We start from the raw sequence: 16,651 nt of genomic DNA, 5'->3' as shown, positions 1-16,651 counted from the left end.
AATATCCATTTACGAACCGGCTGCATGAAAGAAAAGCGGACGGTTTTGTCTAAATAAACTTAACCAAAGGAAAAGAAAGGAGCAAGCCCATTAGCACAACAAATTATCGGGTAAACGAATCCATTCGGGTGCCAGAAGTACGCGTCATTGGCCCTAATGGCGAAAATCTGGGGGTTCTGCCAATCGAAAAGGCCCTGCGTGCCGCGCGGGAAGCGGAATTGGATCTGGTAGAGGTCGCGCCGGGGGCAACCCCGCCCGTCTGCCGGATCATGGATTTTGGCAAATTCCTTTATGAACGTACCAAAAAAGAACGCGAAGCCCGCAAATCTCAGACGAAAATCGAAGTCAAGGAGATTCGCCTTCGCCCCAAAACCAACGAACACCACCGCGGTTTCAAGACCCGTGATGCCCGCCGCTGGCTGCAGGATGGAATGAAAGTGCGGGTTACCGTTCGTTTCCGCGGACGGGAAATTACTTACCCCGAACTGGCGCTGGAAGATCTAAAGGAAATTGCCCAAGAACTGGCTGATATTTCCACCGTTGAACAAATGCCTTCCCTGGAAGGAAAAACCATGACCATGGTTCTTGCACCGGTCAAAGGTGGAAAGAAAAAAGCCGTCGAATCCACCGAAAAATTAGCCAGCGAAGAGTAACTTCTGCCCTTTTTTTCAAGCCCGGCGTCTTGTTTGAATCCAAAAATCTGGTATAATGAGCGGTCGCGGAAGCAGACCGTTATACTATTTTTACGAGAGGAGAGTCACCGTGCCTCGCAAAGCAAAAGCAGGAAAAATCAAACTCAAGACCCACAAGGCAACCTCAAAACGGTTTCGCCTGACCGGGTCGGGCGTGCTTGTGCGCACCAAAGGCGGCAAAAGCCACCTGCGCCGCCGCACCTCCAAGCGCACAAAAGCCCTCTTCACCGAGATGCTCCCTGTTGAAGGGGAAAACATCATTAAACGGGTTCGTCGTTTGGCGCCTTATCTCGACAAGAAGGATTAAGGCCGGTTCGTTCATTCTTTTTTTAGTGCGGCTGTTGGGTGTTTGCAACAGGTGAACTCACCGGCGCCCAGGGGTTCGCAAAGGAGTAAGCAATGCGTGTAAAAGGTGGACCGCAAGGTCATCAACGACATAAGAAAGTTTTGAAATTTACCAAAGGCCAGCGCGGCACGAAACATTTTCTCTTCCGCCGGGCCAATGAAGCCATGCTCAAAAGCATGTGGTACGCCTATCGCGATCGGCGCACCCGCAAGCGGGATCTGCGCAAGTTGTGGATCACCCGCATTAATGCCGCTGCCCGCCTGAACGGCGTTTCTTACAGCCGGTTGATTTACGCCCTGCGTAAAGCCAACATCAACCTCAACCGTAAGATGCTGGCAGACCTGGCTGTTCGTGATCCGCAGGCGTTTGCCGCAGTGGTAGCACAGGCTCAGGCGTCCTGATTACCGACTCCAACGGTTCTGCACAACGCATACCCGGACGGGATGGAACATTTCCATCCCGTTTTTTTATGCGGTATACTTGTCCAAGAGGAGGAGAAAATGACTGTGGTCAAACGCACTCACACATTTTCTAACCGACAGTGCCTTGAATTGGCTCAGGGTGATATTACGCTTCAAGAAGTGGACGCAATTGTCAATGCCGCCAACGAATTTCTCCAACATGGCGGCGGCGTGGCTGGCGCAATAGTGCGCAGGGGCGGTTGGACCATTCAGGAAGAAAGCGACCGCTGGGTGCATCAGCACGGACCGGTTACTCATGCTGCTCCCGCCTATACCACTGCCGGAAATTTGCCTTGCAAGTACGTGATTCATGCTGTGGGACCGGTGTGGGGCGTCCAGAATGCTGATGAACGATTGGCAACGGCTGTTTTTTCCAGTTTGCGGGTGGCGGAAAGTCTGGGCGTTCATTCAATTGCCCTCCCGGCAATCTCAACCGGCATTTTTCGCTTTCCCAAAGACCGTGCCGCCCGAATAATTTTGCGCGCCATTGAGGAATACTTTTTACAAAATCCACAATCCCAGTTGGGTCTGGTACGCCTGACTCTCCTGGATCAGGAAACCCTGGAAGAATTTATCCGCATCTGGGATGAAGAATTCAGCAATCCGTCCCTGCATTGATGATCACCAGCATCCATAACCCCAAAATCCAGCGGGTGCGTGCGCTTTTACAACGCCGCTCCAGCCGCGAAGAAGAGCAAGCCTTTGTGATCGAAGGTGCGCGCCTGATTCAAGAAGCCCACCTGAGCGGAGTAAACCTTGACCTTGTGCTGATCAGCAGCCAGCCTTCTCCCCGCACGGTACAACTGGCTGCCGAACTTGCCGCTACCATACCGGTGGAGGAAGTATCAGCCGATCTGTTCAAACGCATCTCGGATACCGAGAATCCGCAGGGTATTCTGGCAATTGCCCGCCAGCAGCCGCGCGACCTCCCGGCAAATTGGGACTTTCTGGTGGTTGCCGACGGGCTGCGCGATCCCGGAAATCTAGGGACACTGCTGCGCACTGGTGCAGCCGCCGCTGCCGATGGGGTGATCCTCACCCCTCAATGTGCCGATGTTTACTCGCCCAAGGTTGTGCGCGCTGCAATGGGTGCTCATTTTAAACTGGCCATTCTGCACAAAAATTGGGAGGAAATCATCCTGCTATGCCGTCAGCGAGCGAAGCAGCCTGCCCGATTGCTGGTCAGCGATGTGGAAAGCGGCAGCCCTTGCTGGCAGGTTGACCTGCGCCAGCCGTTGGCGCTGGTGATCGGCAGCGAAGCCGAGGGAATATCGCCTGCCGCCCGTCAGGCTGCCGACCAACACATCATCATTCCCATGCCCGGTCAAATCGAATCGCTGAACGCAGCCGTAGCGGCAGGTATTTTGCTGTTTGAAGTTGTCCGTCAGAGGTACACATGAAAATCCGCACACTCACCTGCTTTCTTGATCCACAGCAAGCTCCCTTTTCAGAATCACTGACAAACCTCGCAGCCTTTGCTGCTGAAGCAGCCGGCCGCTTGCAGCAAATCGGTTTTACCCTGCAAACTCTCCGGCTGGCAACCACCCCCTTTCCCTTGTGGCTGGGTTATAAAAGTTTAGCCGAGGCAATCCCTCTTGTAAAAGAATGGGAGGATCAGGCTGAAACTGCCGGCTTCGCTTACCTCTCGCTGGGTTGTGCCCTTCCATCCCATCCAGAAGCCTTCGAATGGATTTCACCACTTCTTGCGGCTACACAAAGGGTATTTTTGACCGGTTTGCTGACCACCCCACACCAGCAGGTAGATTTCCAGGCCGCGCGCCATTGCGCTCAAGTCATCCTGGATAACGCCCCTCTCGAAGCAAATGGTTTTGCCAATTTGCGCTTCGCTGCGCTTGCCAACGTCCCACCGGGTTGTCCCTTTTTACCGGCAGCCTACCACACCCCCGGCCAGCCGCCGGCTTATGCGCTTGGTTTCGAATGTGCCGATACCATTTTACGCATTTTTCAGGAGGCGCAAACGCTTTCTACAGCCCGCCAGAATTTGATCAATGAACTGGAAGCGGTTGCCGCCCGCATCGGTGAAATTCTCACCCCCCTACAGGAACGCTTCGGAATACAATTTTACGGCTACGACTTTTCGACTGCCCCTTACCCACAGGACTGGTGTTCTGCCGGGGCGGCTTTGGAGCAATTGGGCATTGTCCCCCTTGGCGGGTTTGGGTCGCTGGCGGCGGCTGCCTTCCTTGCAGATACACTGGGTCGGGGCAGGTGGAAACGAGCAGGCTTCAATGGCTTGATGCTGCCGGTTTTGGAAGATTCCCGCCTTGCTTTGCGCAGTGCGCAAGGTCACCTCACCATCAAGGACTTGCTACTCTATTCCACCGTGTGCGGCACCGGTTTGGATACGCTGCCATTGCCGGGCAACTGTTCTCAGGAAACCATCTTTGCCTTGCTGCTGGATCTGGCAGCCCTGTCGCTGCGTTTGAACAAACCCCTCACCGCCCGGCTGATGCCCATGCCGGGCAAGCAGGCGGGTGACCCGCTCACTTTTGACTTCGAATTCTTCAGCAGTGGCAGCGTGATGGCACTCGATTCCGGTGAATTGAACGGCCTGCTGGCAGCCAGCCAGATAATGGATGTTCAGCCGCGCTGAACGACCCATTTTGAATCAACGTACTTTCTTGAAGTCAATCAAAATCAGGTTTTTATCACAATCGGCAAAGGTATCGAAAACAACCCGTTCTGAAAGAGGTAAGTTAGCCTGATCCAGCAAGCGCACCGAAAGCAAGCCGCGTGAGGCAATCGGCTGATTTGCGATGGTAAATTCATAACCCGAAGGACCATACTGGGCAGCCGTACCGGTCAAGCTGGTCATATCCACCCGCTTGCCATCCAGCGTACCGCGCAGCCAAACTCGAATACCGGTAACCGGGCGGTTCTGTTCGTCCACCACGCGTCCGGCCACGCCCATCCAGCCGCAGCCACGGCTGGCATCGTACAGATTGATCGAAATCGCCTGCGGGTCGCTCTGACGCATAAAGGTAAACCCACCGGGCGCATTGGTTTCAGTCGGTTCGGGTGTCTCCAGACTTTCAATCGGCGTGCCAATGATGACGATGATCGGCTCGGTAGGGGTTGGGCTTGGTGGTGGAGTGGGCGAGTAGTCGGGGGTAGGTGAAGGAGTTGGCGTCCAGGTAGGGGGTAACGCCAGCAGGGTTGAGGTCGCCGTCGGCGCCTGCGCCAAAGCCGGCAAAGTCGGCGGCGGGAATGGGTTCAGTGAAGATTGCGGATTGAGAAAAATCATCAAGAAAAAAGAGGCTGTCAGGGGAATCATGGCCAGCACAAACACGGTTGCCAGATTCCATGGCAAGTCTCGGTTTGATTTTCGGGGTTCTCGTTTGTTCACGCACTACCTCCTTAGGGGCTCGGGACGGTAAATTGTGACAGCTCACGGGTAGAGTATTTCAATTTGCGCCGCAGCCCGCTGCTGGTTGAGCCATTCCTGTATCAATTTTTCCTGCAGTGTCAAACGGGCTTCACTGCTCAAGGGATAACTTTCATCTCGTTCTTCCACCTGAATGATATGATAACCCAAAGTGGACTCAATCACATTGCTGTACTCGCCCGGCTGCAAACTGAAGGCTGCTTCTTCGACCGCCGGGATGGTCAGAAAACCACGCGGAAACCAGCCCAAATCCCCGCCGGTGAGCGGGTCGTACTGAAAGGCAAGGGTTGCAAAATCTGCGCCAGCCTGTAACTGCCGGTAGAGCGAATCGGCAGTCGAACGAAGGCGCACCACAATCTGGCGGGCTTTGACCTGCTCCACCTGTGCAGGCAGACTGGCTGCCAGCTGATCGCGCTGCCGGGCGGCTTCCATTGCGCGGCGCAGCGCAAATCGAAACACCATTAAGTCCTCATACCCATTCTGGTTCATCCAATCTTGAAAAACCTGTTGATCCCCTGTTTCGGCAATCAGTTGCTGAATGCGGTTCTCTAACTGGGCATCATCCACCGCAAAACCACTCGCACGGGCCGCCTGCGCCAGCAGGGTCTGCTCAATCAAATCATTTACCACAAGCCGGATGCGCTCCTCCTCACTGCGCTGGATACCCAATTCTTGATCGGCCTGTTGTAGTTGAAGCAGCGAAGCTTCAAATTCACGCCGGGGTATTCCTTCACCATTGACAATCAATGCAAGCGGTTCGGGTGTGGCCGTCACCGTGGGGATATGCGTGGGCCGGGCAGGTGGTTGGGGTGTTTGATCCGACGGCACAGGACTGCTGGTTAAAACCGGTTCACCCCCATTATTACAGCCTGCCAGCAGCGCCAAAACCAAAACTCCCAGCACGAAACAATTTTTCCAATAAGCCCATTTTGATCTGAACATAAAAAAAATTATAACCGATATATCCATAAAGCACCTCCCGCAGAGGTCTGCGGGAGGTGTAACCTTTCAGAACTGGAAAGGCGAATGGTTTAGTATTCAGGCATCGGCGGAGCGGCCGGTTTTTCCTTTTCAGGAACCTCCGTGATCAGGGCTTCGGTGGTCAGGATCATGGCTGCAATCGAGGCAGCATTTTCCAGCGCACCGCGGGTGACTTTGGCAGGATCAATCACACCGCCCTTGACCATGTTCAGGTACTCATCGCGCAGCACATCATAGCCAATCTTGGGATCGTTTTCGCGCTTCTGAGCCTGCCGCACGTTCTCAATGACTACCGAGCCTTCTTTGCCGGCGTTTTCAACGATCTTGCGCATGGGTACTTCCAGCGCTTTGCGGACGATGTTGACGCCAATTTGCTCGTCCTCATATTCCATCTTGAGGGTATCCAACACCGGAATGGCATTCAGCAGGGCAACACCACCGCCGGGGACAATCCCCTCTTCCACTGCGGCACGGGTCGCCGAGAGAGCATCCTCAACACGGTGTTTCTTCTCTTTCAATTCGGTTTCGGTGGCAGCGCCCACGCGGATAATCGCCACGCCACCGGCGAGTTTCGCCAGACGTTCTTGCAGTTTTTCGCGGTCGTAATCGCTGGTGGTTTTCTCAATTTCCACGCGAATTTGCTCGATGCGCCCGCGGATTTCGGCCTCGTTGCCCTTGCCGCCAACAATGGTGGTGTTGTCTTTATCAGCCACCACTTTCTCGGCGCGGCCGAGATCGGCAATGGTCGTGGTTTCCAGCTTGCGGCCGGTTTCTTCGGAAATGACACTGGCACCGGTCAGAATGGCAATATCCTGCAGCATGGCTTTGCGGCGATCACCAAAACCGGGGGCTTTGACCGCCAGCACATTCAGCATACCGCGCAGTTTGTTCAGCACCAGGGTTGCCAGAGCTTCGCCATCCACATCCTCGGCAATGATGACCAGATCGCGCTTGCCAACCTGCACCAGCTTTTCGAGAATGGGGACAATATCCTGTGCAGCGGAGATTTTCTTGTCATGGATCAGGATGTAAGGATCCTGAATGACCGCTTCCATGTGTTCGGGATCGGTAATGAAGTAGGGGGAGATATAACCGCGGTCGAACTGCATACCTTCGACGTACTCGGTTTCGAATTCCAGACCTTTGGATTCTTCTACGGTGATCACGCCATCTTTGCCGACTTTATCCATCACCTCGGCAATCAGGTTACCAATGGTGCGGTCCTGGGCGGAAATGGTGGCAACGTTGGCAATGTCGTCTTTGGTGGTGATGTCAATCGCCTGTTTGCGGATTTCTTCCGAAACCAGTTTGGCAGCAGCTTCAATACCGCGTTTGAGCAGCATTGGGTTGGCGCCAGCGGCCAGGGTTTTCAAACCTTCCGTAACGATGGCGTGCGCCAGTACGGTAGAAGTTGTGGTGCCGTCACCGGCAATGTCATTGGTTTTGGTGGCCGCTTCTTTGAGCAGCTGAGCACCCATGTTCTCGAACGGATCTTCCAGCTCAATTTCTTTCGCAACGGTCACACCGTCATGGGTAATGGTGGGTGAACCAAATTTGCGGTCCAGTGCCACATTGCGGCCTTTGGGGCCCAGGGTGGTTGCCACTGCAGTAGCAACGATATCAATGCCGTTCTTAAGACGACGGCGAGCCTCTTCCGAAAATACCAGTTGTTTGGCTGCCATAGGTGTTCTCCTTCGCTTATAGGATGATTTTGAAAATTACTTGGTTTCAACAATGGCGAGTAAATCGCTCTCGCGCAGGATGAGCAATTTCTTGCCCTCTACTTTGATTTCGGTGCCTGCATATTTGGCAAACAAGACGGTATCACCCTCTTTCACATCCATCGGAATGCGTTTGCCGTCTTCGTCCCGGTCACCGGGGCCAACCGAAAGAATGACACCCTTTTGGGGTTTTTCTTTTGCCGTTTCGGGAAGAACGATACCACCAGCGGTGACTTCTTCCTGTTCAATCGGTTCAACCACGACACGGCTGCCTAACGGTTTTAGATTGATACTCATACAAACCTCCCACTACTGAAATTCGATTGGATTCTGAGCACTTTAGCACTCTCTCATCCTGAGTGCTAAACCAGTGCGTATCATACCCACCTTTGAGGGGAAAGTCAAGGGGTTTAGAGAATCTCTTACAAAATTCTGATATTTTTTAGCGGTTTATGGCGCCTGAATTCCATAAGAAGCACAGATGCGCTCGCTGGGATCAATGATGGCGCGGATGGTTGGGTCATCCCCATACCGGGCGCGCACCTCTGCCAGCACCTTGACCGCCTCCTGGCAATATTCCAGGCCGGGACGGTGCATACCTGCCAGCACCGAGCCATAGGTATAGTAATAAATCAACGAAGCGCCCGTCAATTCCAACCCCTGAATTTCAATGGGGGGATCCACATCGGGATTGCACTGACGCACTTCACAGGAGATGGCTGCGTCACAACCGCGCACGGCGCACTGCAAAGCCGGTATGGCGCTTTCATAATTGCGCGCCCGGAAATAAACTAACCCCAGTTGACCATAAATATCCGCATCCGCTGGCAGCATACTCAATGCGGTGCGTACATTCAAAGAGGCGGCAAAGAATTCCCCCATTTGAGAATAAGTGCGTCCAATTGCCAGGTACGGAATGGGATCCTGAACACCGATTTGTTTGTTGATGGCTACCGCTTTGGCATAATAGGTGAGCGCTTCTTCGTACAGCGCTTTGACTTCTGGATGATCACTGCCAACCACCTCAGCACGTTTCAAACCCAATGTGCGGTAGTTCGCTCCAATCCGAATGTAAAGCGGTGTAAAGTTGGGTGTAATTTCAGCGGCTTTCAGATATTCCTCAATGGCTGCTCGATAGTCGCCCAGCGATTCCTGTACATATCCGCTTACGCGGTGAACATCCATTAAATCCGGGCCGCGCTCCAGCGCCTGACGCATACTCTCATCTGCCTGAACATACTTTTGTTGATCAATCAAAATCTCAGCATAATAGGCATGGGCAAGAGCGTTATTGCTGTCAAACTGCAGCGCGCGAATAACCGCCTGCTCGGCTTCATTGAGGTAACGTTGAGCATTTTCTCCTGCGTAAATTGAGTTCCAGTCATAAACAAAGGCACGAATCGCCAGCACAAAAGAGTCTTCCGGGGCCAGTTCAGTGGCTTTGTCAATGTTCTCCCGAGCAGCTTGCAACCGTTCAATGCGAATGGCGTCGGTGGTGGACAAACTGGAATAATAGGTTTGAATGCGTGCCAGTTCTGCAATCAAGCGCGCATCGCTGGGATCCAGTTCCATTGCGCGTTGGTAAGCGGCAATTGCGCCCGGCAAATTGCCAGCGATGAACTGGGTTTCCCCTTCCAGCGCATAAGAACGCGGGATGCGGGTTGGTGTGGGGGTAGGAAGAAACAGCGCTTCCACCTGTCCACTCTGGTAACCCCGTAAAATGAATAAACCAGCCATCAGCAATGCCAGCAAAACCACAATCCGATAGGGATTGTTGTGTCCGTTTCGGTTTCTGAAAATCGGGCGGTTGTTGTTCAGGTCAATCATGGTTCATCCCATCCCACCCTTAAGGTTTGGGCGTTGGGCTGGGGGTCGGCAGGCCGCCTTCAGCGACTTGCTGGCAGATGTTGATGATTTCCTGCGCATTGGCAACCGAAATCTGCTCAATAGCAACGGTTTCCATTACTGCCCGGGCAATCAGCAGCGCCTCGCCACACTGAGCCTGACGAGCCAGCGCCAGGCCGTAAATATAATAATATTCAGAAACCGGCCAGTAAGAAAGCGGCAACCCCTCAACCACTTTTCCATCTTCGGTTGTGCCTCCCTGCACTGCCAGACGAAGGGCCTGAATGGCACGCGGATAATCACCGCGTCGGTAATGCATCACGCCCAGATTGCCATAAAGATAAGGATCGGTGGGGTTGTTTTCGATGGCCTTTTCCGCATATTGAATGGCACTGGCAAACTCACCTTGAATGAAATAGGTCCGCGAAAGATAAGTTAACGGCAGGGGGTCGGTAGGATTGAGCGTGCTGGCACTGGTGAAGGCGCGAATGGCTTTCGGGTAGTCCCCCAAAGCACGGTAATTTCTGCCCAGGTAAATATATAAATCGGCAATATACGGGTTCTGGGCAATTGCGGCTTCAAATTCTGCGACAGCTTCTTCGTAATTGGTGGTAAATTCCAGCACCAGCCCGCGCGCCCGGTGAGTTTCCAGCGCATTGGGCGCCATGGATTGAGCCTTGCGTGAAAGTTCAATGGCACGGTTCAGGGCATCCGGATCCCCGGCGGAAGATTGGGATTTCAACGCCAGTACCTCGGCAAGATAAGCATACGGCACGGCATTGTTCGGGTCCACTTCAATGGCCTGATTGAGGGATGACTCAGCATCCAGGTAATTACCGCTCAACCCCTGCGCATATCCGCGCAACGCCAGCGCCGCAGCATTATTCGGGTTGATCACCAGTGCATTGCCGGCGTTATCCACGGCTGCCTTGTACTGGTTGGTATACACCTGCAGCCGGGCAATTGCCAGATAAATGGCCGGATTATCCGGGTTGACCAGCAAAGCCGTCTGGTAAACCTGAATAGCTTGTTTGAACTTGCCCTCGCGCATAAATTGTTCCGCCTCAGCCAGATACGATTCCGGCGAACGGGTAGGGGTGGGCGTAGGCACAAACAACGGCGGCGTTTGCGGTACCACCACCTGATTGATATAAATTCCTCCGCCAATCAGTAACAATAAAATGATGATGGTCAGCGGGTTGGAAGTCCGCCGGCGGCGGTTCATCCTTAATCGGCTACCTCGTAAATACATATAAAGGATATTACCATCAGGTTTAAAAAACCGTCAAGCGCTGGGGTTCAACCTTTAAGGCTGGGTTAATCTTTACCATTTTTGCTTGCCTACTTTTTCGCCAACGGCTAAAATGAGGGCATGCGTTTTGATGTTTTCAGTCTTTTTCCGTCCGTTATTCAGCCCTACCTCGAAATCAGCATTCTCCAGCGCGCCATTCAAAACGGCCTGCTGGAAGTTCACCTCCATGACATCCGTTCTTTCACAACCGACAAACACCACATCACCGATGACGCACCCTTTGGGGGCGGCGGCGGTATGGTGATGAAACCCGAACCGATATTCACTGCCGTGGAAAGCGTGCTGGGCAGCCCGCCTTCCTGTCCGGTTATTCTACTCACGCCACAGGGTCGAACTTATACCCAGCAGGTGGCTGCCGAACTGGCGCGTTATCCTCATCTGGCTCTGTTGTGCGGCCGCTATGAGGGAATAGATGAGCGCGTGCGTGAACATCTGGTTACGGATGAAATTTCGATTGGTGATTATGTGCTGACCGGCGGTGAACTGCCTGCCCTGATTCTGATCGACTCAATCACCCGCCTGATTCCCGGCGTGCTGGGCGACCCTGACGGCGCGCAGGATGATTCCTTTGCCAGCGGTTTGCTGGAATATCCACACTATACCCGTCCAGCCGAATTTCGCGGCTGGCGCGTTCCCGAAGTACTGCTTTCCGGCAATCACGCCGAGATTGCCCGCTGGCGGCGCCAGCAAGCCCTGTTGCGCACCTGGAAACGCCGCCCTGACCTGTTAGAAAAAACCGAACTCTCCGACAGTGACCGCCGTTTTCTGGCATCCCTGATAAAACCAGAAAACGACACCCCAACTTCTTCCTGAATTGCAAACCCATTTTTCATTCAAGAGGTGCTTTCATGACTCCCCGTTTCAGTTTCGGCAAGACCTTTCTGCTGGGATTTGGTTTTTTTGGCGTCAGCGTCATCTGGAGTGTGTACAACGCCTACGTCCCGATTTTTCTGGCAAACCGGTTCAATCTGGCACCCGCGCTGATCGGATTCTTCATGACGCTGGATAACATCGCCGCCTTGCTGATTCAGCCCCCCATTGGGGCCTGGTCAGACCGCCTGCGAACCCCGATTGGCCGGCGCATGCCTTTTATTCTGGTCGGCGCACCCATCGGGGCAGTTGCCTTCGGATTAATCCCCTTGCAGACCTTTCTGCCGCTCTTTGTTGCCTGCACCAGCACACTGCTGCTCAGCATGGCGCTCTGGCGTACACCCGTGGTTGCGCTCATGCCGGATATCACCCCCTCACAGTACCGCTCGCAAGCGAACGGGATTATCAATTTCATGGGCGGCGTGGGGGCCATCATTGCCTTTTTGTTTGGGGCAAACCTGTACGAGATGAACCCGGCTTACCCGTTCTGGTTGGGATCAGCCCTGGTCATCCTCGCTTCGCTGATGGTGTTTATCTTCATCCGTGAGCCAAAAGACTACGAAGTCACCGATAAAACCGAGCCCAGTTTACTGGTCAGCCTGCGCAAAGTTATCCGCGAGGAAGAAAAATCTCCCTTGCGCATTCTACTGGCGATCTTCTTCTGGTTTGTGGCGTACAACGCCATTGAAGCCTTCTTTACGCTCTATTCGGTCAATCATCTAGGCCTTTCCGAATCAGACGGCGCCCGTCTTTTGGGTCAGCTTTCGCTGTTCTTTGTGATCATGGCCTTACCGGCCGGTTTGATCGGCGGACGAATCGGGCGGCGGCGCACGATTATGACCGGTATTGTGCTGCTGGCTTCCTGTATGCTGGCCATGTTCCTCGTCCCCGCAAATGTCCTCACCATTTCGCTTACCCGCCTCCCGGTGCTGGGCAATGTTCCGGTGGTCGGCACCATCCTGATGCTGGCGGGCATTTCATGGGCGTTGATCAATATCAACTCGCTGCCCATGGTCGTTGACATGACCGATGACCTGCACATTGGCACCTACACCGGTCTGTACTACCTGTTTTCCACCATGGCTGCCATTTTTGGGCCCAACCTCAACGGCATCATCATCCAGTTGAGCGGTTCGAACTACGCGCTGGTCATGCTGTTCGGCCCCATGTTCATGCTGCTGGCACTGATCATGATGCTGGGTGTACGGCGTGGCGAAGCTAAAACTCGTTCCACCTGACTCAAAAAGAGGTGTCAAGTATCAACTTGTCATCTTCTCCAAAGCGTTGTATACTTGAAGCAAGTTGCGGGGGGTTTTGTGAAACCCGTAAGCTGCAACCGAGTCGTCCCCAAATTCCAATCCTATTTTTTATGGAGGAGAAAAACGCATGTTCAAAAAGCTCTACCTTGTTGTAGCAGTGTTGATCATTGCCAGCATGGCGCTTAGCGCCTGCCAGCAAGCCGCAACACCCGCGCCGCAGGAACCGGCTGCCCCGAAGATCAAGGTCTGCCAGGTTACCGACACGGGCGGTATTGATGACAAATCCTTCAACGCCACCGCATGGAAGGGTGTCGAAGACGCCATGAAAGAATTAGGCGCTGAAGGAAAATATCTTGAATCTCAGCAGCAAACCGACTACGAAAAGAACATCAACGCCTTCATTGAAGATGGCTGCAACCTGATCGTCACAGTCGGCTTCCTGCTGGGTGATGCCACCGCTGCAGCCGCCAAGGCCAACCCCGACCAGAAATTCGCCATTGTGGACTTCGCCTACGATCCGGAAATCCCGAATGTGCTTGGGCTGGTCTTCGCCACCGATCAGGCCGCCTTCCTGGCGGGTTACGCTGCTGCTGGCGCCACCAAGACCGGTAAAGTCGGTACCTTTGGTGGTATTCAGATCCCGCCGGTAACCGTTTTCATGGACGGTTTTGCGCTGGGTGTCAAATACTACAATGAAAAACACGGCACCAATGTGCAAGTTCTTGGATGGGATGAGGTCGCGCAAACCGGTCTCTTCACTGGTAACTTCGAAAGCACCGATGACGGCCGCCAGCTGGGTCAAACCCTGATGGACGAGGGCGCCGACATCATCATGCCGGTTGCCGGTCCGGTAGGTTTGGGCACCGCCGCCGCCGTACAGGAACGCGGCAATGCCTGGATCATCGGTGTAGATACCGACTGGACGGTCAGTGCCTCGCAGTTCACTGATGTCATCTTCACCTCCGTGCTGAAGAAGATGGACAAAGCCGTGTTTGCTGCCAGCAAAGCAGTGGTTGACGGAACCTTCAAAGGTGGGCTGTATGTCGGTACGCTGGAGAACGACGGTGTGGGTATTCCTGAATTCCTGCCCGGCCGCATCTCCGATGACCTGAAAGCCGAACTCGAACAGGTCAAGGCCGACATCATCGCCGGCAAGGTCAAAACAACCCCTTAATTCTTGTTTCGACGGATAATAGCGAGGGGCTGGCTTTTCAAAGCCAGCCCCGTTTTTTTATTCCGCGCGGCTTGCGCGCCTGCTTTTCGGCCGCGGAGTGGTCTTCGGGCTAATCCGCCGCTGGCGCACGGTTGTCTTGCCGGCGTTGGGACTGAGGATCAGGGATAATTGATTGAGCGCATTCAGATCATATTCCCGCCTGCCGCATACATCACACACCCAGGCCGGAAAATCCGGCACCGTAATTAAATCCTCCCCCAACCAGGTGTAATAGACCACCCGCGTACGGTGCATCTGACCTGCCTGACATTCACTGCAGGGGATAAAAAATTCAGAGGGGAGCATCTTCTTGCGGTCAAACTTCATGGTTGATTTTTCGCAATCACCGTAATCTGAGTCGTCAGCACCTTCATCTCTTCCAAAGGCCAGTATACCACGAATGCCTTGCCAACGATATTTTCAACCGGAACAAATCCCCACGTGTGCGAATCGGATGACTGATTGCGATTATCGCCCAACACAAAAACTTTACCTTCCGGCACCTGCCACGAACCATTGTACATGGGGGGCGCATTGATATAAGGCTCTTTGAGGGCGTAACCATTCACCTTTACCAGTCCATCTGCAATTTCTATGCTGTCACCGGGTAAACCGATGACCCGCTTAATGTAATCTTCCTGCGGGCTGTAATGGAAAACCACAATATCGCCGCGCTGAATATCCCCAAAACGGTAAGCAAGTTTATGTACCAGCACAAATTCACCCGGCTTGAGCGTCGGCTGCATGCTGATGTTTTCCACCCGCACCCGCGCAACCACCGCATCAATGGCAAAATACAACACAAACGCCAGCAGCAGGGTCTGGAAGATTTCGCCAACCGATTTCAGCCACGAGCCGCTTCTTTTTTCGCCCGCTTCGGGAGGGGTCAAATTTTCCATTTCAGGGGATGAAAATTGCACGAAACTTACTCCACACCATTAATCTTTCCAGAATACTCTTGATTCATTTCTGGGGTGATTATATGCCCGCCAGTCAAAAGGTGCAAGGATTATTCCTTACGCAATCTAACGCCACAGGTGCGGCAAAACAAATCACCGGCTTCAGCCCGCCGACCACATTGATGGCAATACACCACAGGACTGACTTCTTCAGCAATTCTGGCAGCTGCCGGACGCTTGTGGCGGTAACGACGGGCAGGCGAGCTGCCCTCCCGATCCCGCCGAATCAAGAACCATGAAACCATCACAACCAGCAGCACCCCGCCGATCACCAGCAGAAAGACCGGCAGCAGGGCCGATGCCGCAGTTCGACCGGGCGTATTTTCATCCAACGGCTGGGCAGGCTGCACCGGCAGCATCCCCACCGAAAGCGAGTCATCCGCTTTTTCATAACGCAAATTGACTTTGAAAGTGACTCCCGCCTCGACTTTTCCCACCGGGTTGGTGAAATAGATAAAACCATCGCTCAACCGCTGACCGGCGTCAAAACCCGGATAGGCTTGCATATTTTCTGCGTTGGCCGGTTGTTGAACCGAAACCACCAGATTTTCCACCTTGAAGTCCCCATTCCATTCGTAAGTAAACTTCCTCAGGGTTTGTTCACGCTCCAAACGGGGATCATAGTATTCCACCTGTAAGTTCGCCGAGGGGGTGGTGAAGGTAATCTGCAGCCATTCGCCGCGCACCTCGGTAGTATAGGCAAGGTTATAGAGCAAACCATCCACGTCCTCCCAGGCGACATTGTAAGGCGCGCCTGCCGCACGCGGAATGCGTAAACTGATCTGCGCCGGCAGGCTGACACTGGCTGCCAGAGTGAGCCGGTAAATGACCAGCACATCCGGCCGGTCAAACTCCGGCAGAATCTGAATCACCAGACTTTCGAGAGGGGTGCTGCTCTGAGCCTGAGCAGAAGGCGCTGCCAGTAAAGCCAATAAAATCAGAATGAAAATGCACCTGCGCGCAGCGGACATGTTTTCCATCCATCCTTCCGAATAAAGGCTATCCTACCGACATCTCGGGATAAATCCTATCAGCATCCAATTTCGCATTTTTGGCCCCCTCCTACGCCTCCCCCAATATCGCTGAAGCGATATTGGGGGAGGTGGGAGGGGGTTCATTTCGCTGCTGGTTGGGTTTTGCGCTTATCCCAAACCCACGTTATCTTACCATAAACGGTTCGTTTTTTGAAAGCGCCGCTTCGCCAAAATCGGGTATAATTTTGAGGACTGGAAAGGAACAAGCGTATTGCGCCGCAGACGATCTGTTGAAGACCTCACTGTTGAGGAATTGAGGCAAATCCTGGTGGAAAAGCGACGAGCCGAACGCGAACAACGGCTGGAGCGCTTTCGCCGCACCGGCAGAGTGGTGAAGGTTGAACCACAGCCGAGTATTTCTGCATTCCAAACCACCCAACCGCTCACCGAGTTGGAAACCGATTTTGAACAGGCTGCCCCCCGCCCCAGACAAAACCGCTGGCTGGATCGTTTGTTGTTGTTTGTTGAAATTGCCGCGGTGCTTGGGCTGGCATTTGTGTTGTTGAACGGCATGAACCTGATTCGCAGCCTGAATGAGGAAGTAGCCGCCGC

19 protein-coding genes are annotated in these 16,651 nt (G+C 53.7%); 10 read left to right on the top strand and 9 right to left on the bottom strand.

The features are described from left to right. Nucleotides 1-53 precede the first annotated feature (53 nt). The 6 genes from infC to ACWIZX_RS13245 all read left to right on the top strand — a co-directional run bounded on the left by infC (nucleotide 54) and on the right by ACWIZX_RS13245 (nucleotide 4,113). Complete coding sequence (gene infC, locus ACWIZX_RS13270; RefSeq protein WP_448336137.1) at nucleotides 54-653, top strand: translation initiation factor IF-3; 600 nt, start codon at nucleotides 54-56, stop codon at nucleotides 651-653. Between the two features lie 109 nt (nucleotides 654-762). Beyond that, nucleotides 763-999: a large ribosomal subunit protein bL35 gene (locus ACWIZX_RS13265; protein ID WP_322792194.1), complete on the top strand. Its 237-nt coding sequence runs from the start codon at nucleotides 763-765 to the stop codon at nucleotides 997-999. A gap of 92 nt (nucleotides 1,000-1,091) precedes the next feature. Then, nucleotides 1,092-1,439 (top strand): 50S ribosomal protein L20, encoded by a 348-nt coding sequence (gene rplT / locus ACWIZX_RS13260; RefSeq protein WP_448336110.1) that lies wholly within the window; start codon nucleotides 1,092-1,094, stop codon nucleotides 1,437-1,439. A gap of 99 nt (nucleotides 1,440-1,538) precedes the next feature. After that, nucleotides 1,539-2,117, top strand: coding sequence for a macro domain-containing protein (locus ACWIZX_RS13255; RefSeq protein WP_448336109.1), 579 nt, complete (start codon nucleotides 1,539-1,541; stop codon nucleotides 2,115-2,117). Continuing rightward, nucleotides 2,117-2,899, top strand: a complete 783-nt coding sequence (locus ACWIZX_RS13250) for a TrmH family RNA methyltransferase (protein WP_448336108.1) — start codon at nucleotides 2,117-2,119, stop codon at nucleotides 2,897-2,899. Before ACWIZX_RS13255 ends, ACWIZX_RS13250 begins: the two co-directional genes overlap by 1 nt. After that, complete coding sequence (locus ACWIZX_RS13245; protein WP_448336107.1) at nucleotides 2,896-4,113, top strand: DUF711 family protein; 1,218 nt, start codon at nucleotides 2,896-2,898, stop codon at nucleotides 4,111-4,113. The genes ACWIZX_RS13250 and ACWIZX_RS13245 overlap by 4 nt, the downstream gene beginning before the upstream one ends. A 15-nt stretch (nucleotides 4,114-4,128) precedes the next feature. Here the strand turns inward: ACWIZX_RS13245 and ACWIZX_RS13240 are convergent, their stop codons facing one another. From ACWIZX_RS13240 to ACWIZX_RS13215, 6 genes are all read right to left on the bottom strand, one after another. Continuing rightward, complete coding sequence (locus ACWIZX_RS13240) at nucleotides 4,129-4,866, bottom strand: hypothetical protein (RefSeq protein WP_322793069.1); 738 nt, start codon at nucleotides 4,864-4,866, stop codon at nucleotides 4,129-4,131. Nucleotides 4,867-4,908: 42 nt separating this feature from the next. Next, nucleotides 4,909-5,808: a peptidylprolyl isomerase gene (locus tag ACWIZX_RS13235; protein WP_322793068.1), complete on the bottom strand. Its 900-nt coding sequence runs from the start codon at nucleotides 5,806-5,808 to the stop codon at nucleotides 4,909-4,911. A 128-nt stretch (nucleotides 5,809-5,936) separates the two neighbouring features. After that, a complete protein-coding gene (groL, locus tag ACWIZX_RS13230; RefSeq protein WP_448336106.1) occupies nucleotides 5,937-7,568 on the bottom strand; it encodes a chaperonin GroEL in 1,632 nt (543 codons plus the stop codon). A gap of 36 nt (nucleotides 7,569-7,604) precedes the next feature. After that, nucleotides 7,605-7,904 (bottom strand): co-chaperone GroES, encoded by a 300-nt coding sequence (gene groES / locus ACWIZX_RS13225; protein WP_322792648.1) that lies wholly within the window; start codon nucleotides 7,902-7,904, stop codon nucleotides 7,605-7,607. 153 nt (nucleotides 7,905-8,057) lie between these two features. Next, entirely contained in the window at nucleotides 8,058-9,434 is a 1,377-nt protein-coding gene (locus ACWIZX_RS13220; RefSeq protein ID WP_322792647.1) for a tetratricopeptide repeat protein, read from the bottom strand. Between the two features lie 19 nt (nucleotides 9,435-9,453). Further along, complete coding sequence (locus ACWIZX_RS13215) at nucleotides 9,454-10,677, bottom strand: tetratricopeptide repeat protein (protein WP_448336105.1); 1,224 nt, start codon at nucleotides 10,675-10,677, stop codon at nucleotides 9,454-9,456. A 147-nt stretch (nucleotides 10,678-10,824) separates the two neighbouring features. Between ACWIZX_RS13215 and trmD the strand changes: the two genes are divergently transcribed. From trmD to ACWIZX_RS13200, 3 genes are all read left to right on the top strand, one after another. Next, the gene (trmD, locus tag ACWIZX_RS13210; RefSeq protein WP_322793179.1) at nucleotides 10,825-11,577 is read left to right on the top strand and encodes a tRNA (guanosine(37)-N1)-methyltransferase TrmD; all 753 of its coding nucleotides are present in this window, start codon (nucleotides 10,825-10,827) and stop codon (nucleotides 11,575-11,577) included. A gap of 35 nt (nucleotides 11,578-11,612) precedes the next feature. Further along, a complete protein-coding gene (locus ACWIZX_RS13205; protein ID WP_322793180.1) occupies nucleotides 11,613-12,872 on the top strand; it encodes an SLC45 family MFS transporter in 1,260 nt (419 codons plus the stop codon). 148 nt (nucleotides 12,873-13,020) lie between these two features. Then, nucleotides 13,021-14,067, top strand: coding sequence for a BMP family lipoprotein (locus ACWIZX_RS13200; RefSeq protein WP_448336104.1), 1,047 nt, complete (start codon nucleotides 13,021-13,023; stop codon nucleotides 14,065-14,067). Between the two features lie 57 nt (nucleotides 14,068-14,124). On the opposite strand, the gene ACWIZX_RS13195 is transcribed toward ACWIZX_RS13200, so the two are convergent. From ACWIZX_RS13195 to ACWIZX_RS13185, 3 genes are all read right to left on the bottom strand, one after another. Beyond that, the gene (locus ACWIZX_RS13195; RefSeq protein ID WP_448336103.1) at nucleotides 14,125-14,433 is read right to left on the bottom strand and encodes a YgiT-type zinc finger protein; all 309 of its coding nucleotides are present in this window, start codon (nucleotides 14,431-14,433) and stop codon (nucleotides 14,125-14,127) included. Then, nucleotides 14,430-15,026 (bottom strand): signal peptidase I, encoded by a 597-nt coding sequence (lepB, locus tag ACWIZX_RS13190; RefSeq protein ID WP_448336102.1) that lies wholly within the window; start codon nucleotides 15,024-15,026, stop codon nucleotides 14,430-14,432. The genes ACWIZX_RS13195 and lepB overlap by 4 nt, the downstream gene beginning before the upstream one ends. An 89-nt stretch (nucleotides 15,027-15,115) precedes the next feature. Next, nucleotides 15,116-16,045 carry a hypothetical protein gene (locus ACWIZX_RS13185; protein WP_448336101.1) on the bottom strand — a complete coding sequence of 310 codons (930 nt, stop codon included), beginning with the start codon at nucleotides 16,043-16,045 and terminating at the stop codon, nucleotides 15,116-15,118. Between the two features lie 322 nt (nucleotides 16,046-16,367). Here ACWIZX_RS13185 and ACWIZX_RS13180 point away from each other — a divergent pair. Further along, nucleotides 16,368-16,651: hypothetical protein (locus tag ACWIZX_RS13180; protein ID WP_448336100.1), on the top strand; the 284-nt coding region annotated here is incomplete at its 3' end.

Source organism: Bellilinea sp. (assembly GCF_053501535.1).
The sequence above is the reverse complement of the archived record's forward strand: the minus strand, read 5'-3'. Positions and strand labels throughout refer to the sequence as shown.

What these genes read in the sequence shown, in the direction of transcription:
- rplT (WP_448336110.1), top strand. Translation starts at nt 1,092, where the DNA reads ATGCGTGTAAAAGGTGGACCGCAAGGTCATCAACGACATAAGAAAGTT.
- ACWIZX_RS13255 (WP_448336109.1), top strand. Translation starts at nt 1,539, where the DNA reads ATGACTGTGGTCAAACGCACTCACACATTTTCTAACCGACAGTGCCTT.
- ACWIZX_RS13250 (WP_448336108.1), top strand. Translation starts at nt 2,117, where the DNA reads ATGATCACCAGCATCCATAACCCCAAAATCCAGCGGGTGCGTGCGCTT.
- ACWIZX_RS13245 (WP_448336107.1), top strand. Translation starts at nt 2,896, where the DNA reads ATGAAAATCCGCACACTCACCTGCTTTCTTGATCCACAGCAAGCTCCC.
- groL (WP_448336106.1), bottom strand. Translation starts at nt 7,568, where the DNA reads ATGGCAGCCAAACAACTGGTATTTTCGGAAGAGGCTCGCCGTCGTCTT.
- groES (WP_322792648.1), bottom strand. Translation starts at nt 7,904, where the DNA reads ATGAGTATCAATCTAAAACCGTTAGGCAGCCGTGTCGTGGTTGAACCG.
- ACWIZX_RS13220 (WP_322792647.1), bottom strand. Translation starts at nt 9,434, where the DNA reads ATGATTGACCTGAACAACAACCGCCCGATTTTCAGAAACCGAAACGGA.
- ACWIZX_RS13215 (WP_448336105.1), bottom strand. Translation starts at nt 10,677, where the DNA reads ATGAACCGCCGCCGGCGGACTTCCAACCCGCTGACCATCATCATTTTA.
- trmD (WP_322793179.1), top strand. Translation starts at nt 10,825, where the DNA reads ATGCGTTTTGATGTTTTCAGTCTTTTTCCGTCCGTTATTCAGCCCTAC.
- ACWIZX_RS13205 (WP_322793180.1), top strand. Translation starts at nt 11,613, where the DNA reads ATGACTCCCCGTTTCAGTTTCGGCAAGACCTTTCTGCTGGGATTTGGT.
- ACWIZX_RS13200 (WP_448336104.1), top strand. Translation starts at nt 13,021, where the DNA reads ATGTTCAAAAAGCTCTACCTTGTTGTAGCAGTGTTGATCATTGCCAGC.
- ACWIZX_RS13195 (WP_448336103.1), bottom strand. Translation starts at nt 14,433, where the DNA reads ATGAAGTTTGACCGCAAGAAGATGCTCCCCTCTGAATTTTTTATCCCC.
- ACWIZX_RS13185 (WP_448336101.1), bottom strand. Translation starts at nt 16,045, where the DNA reads ATGGAAAACATGTCCGCTGCGCGCAGGTGCATTTTCATTCTGATTTTA.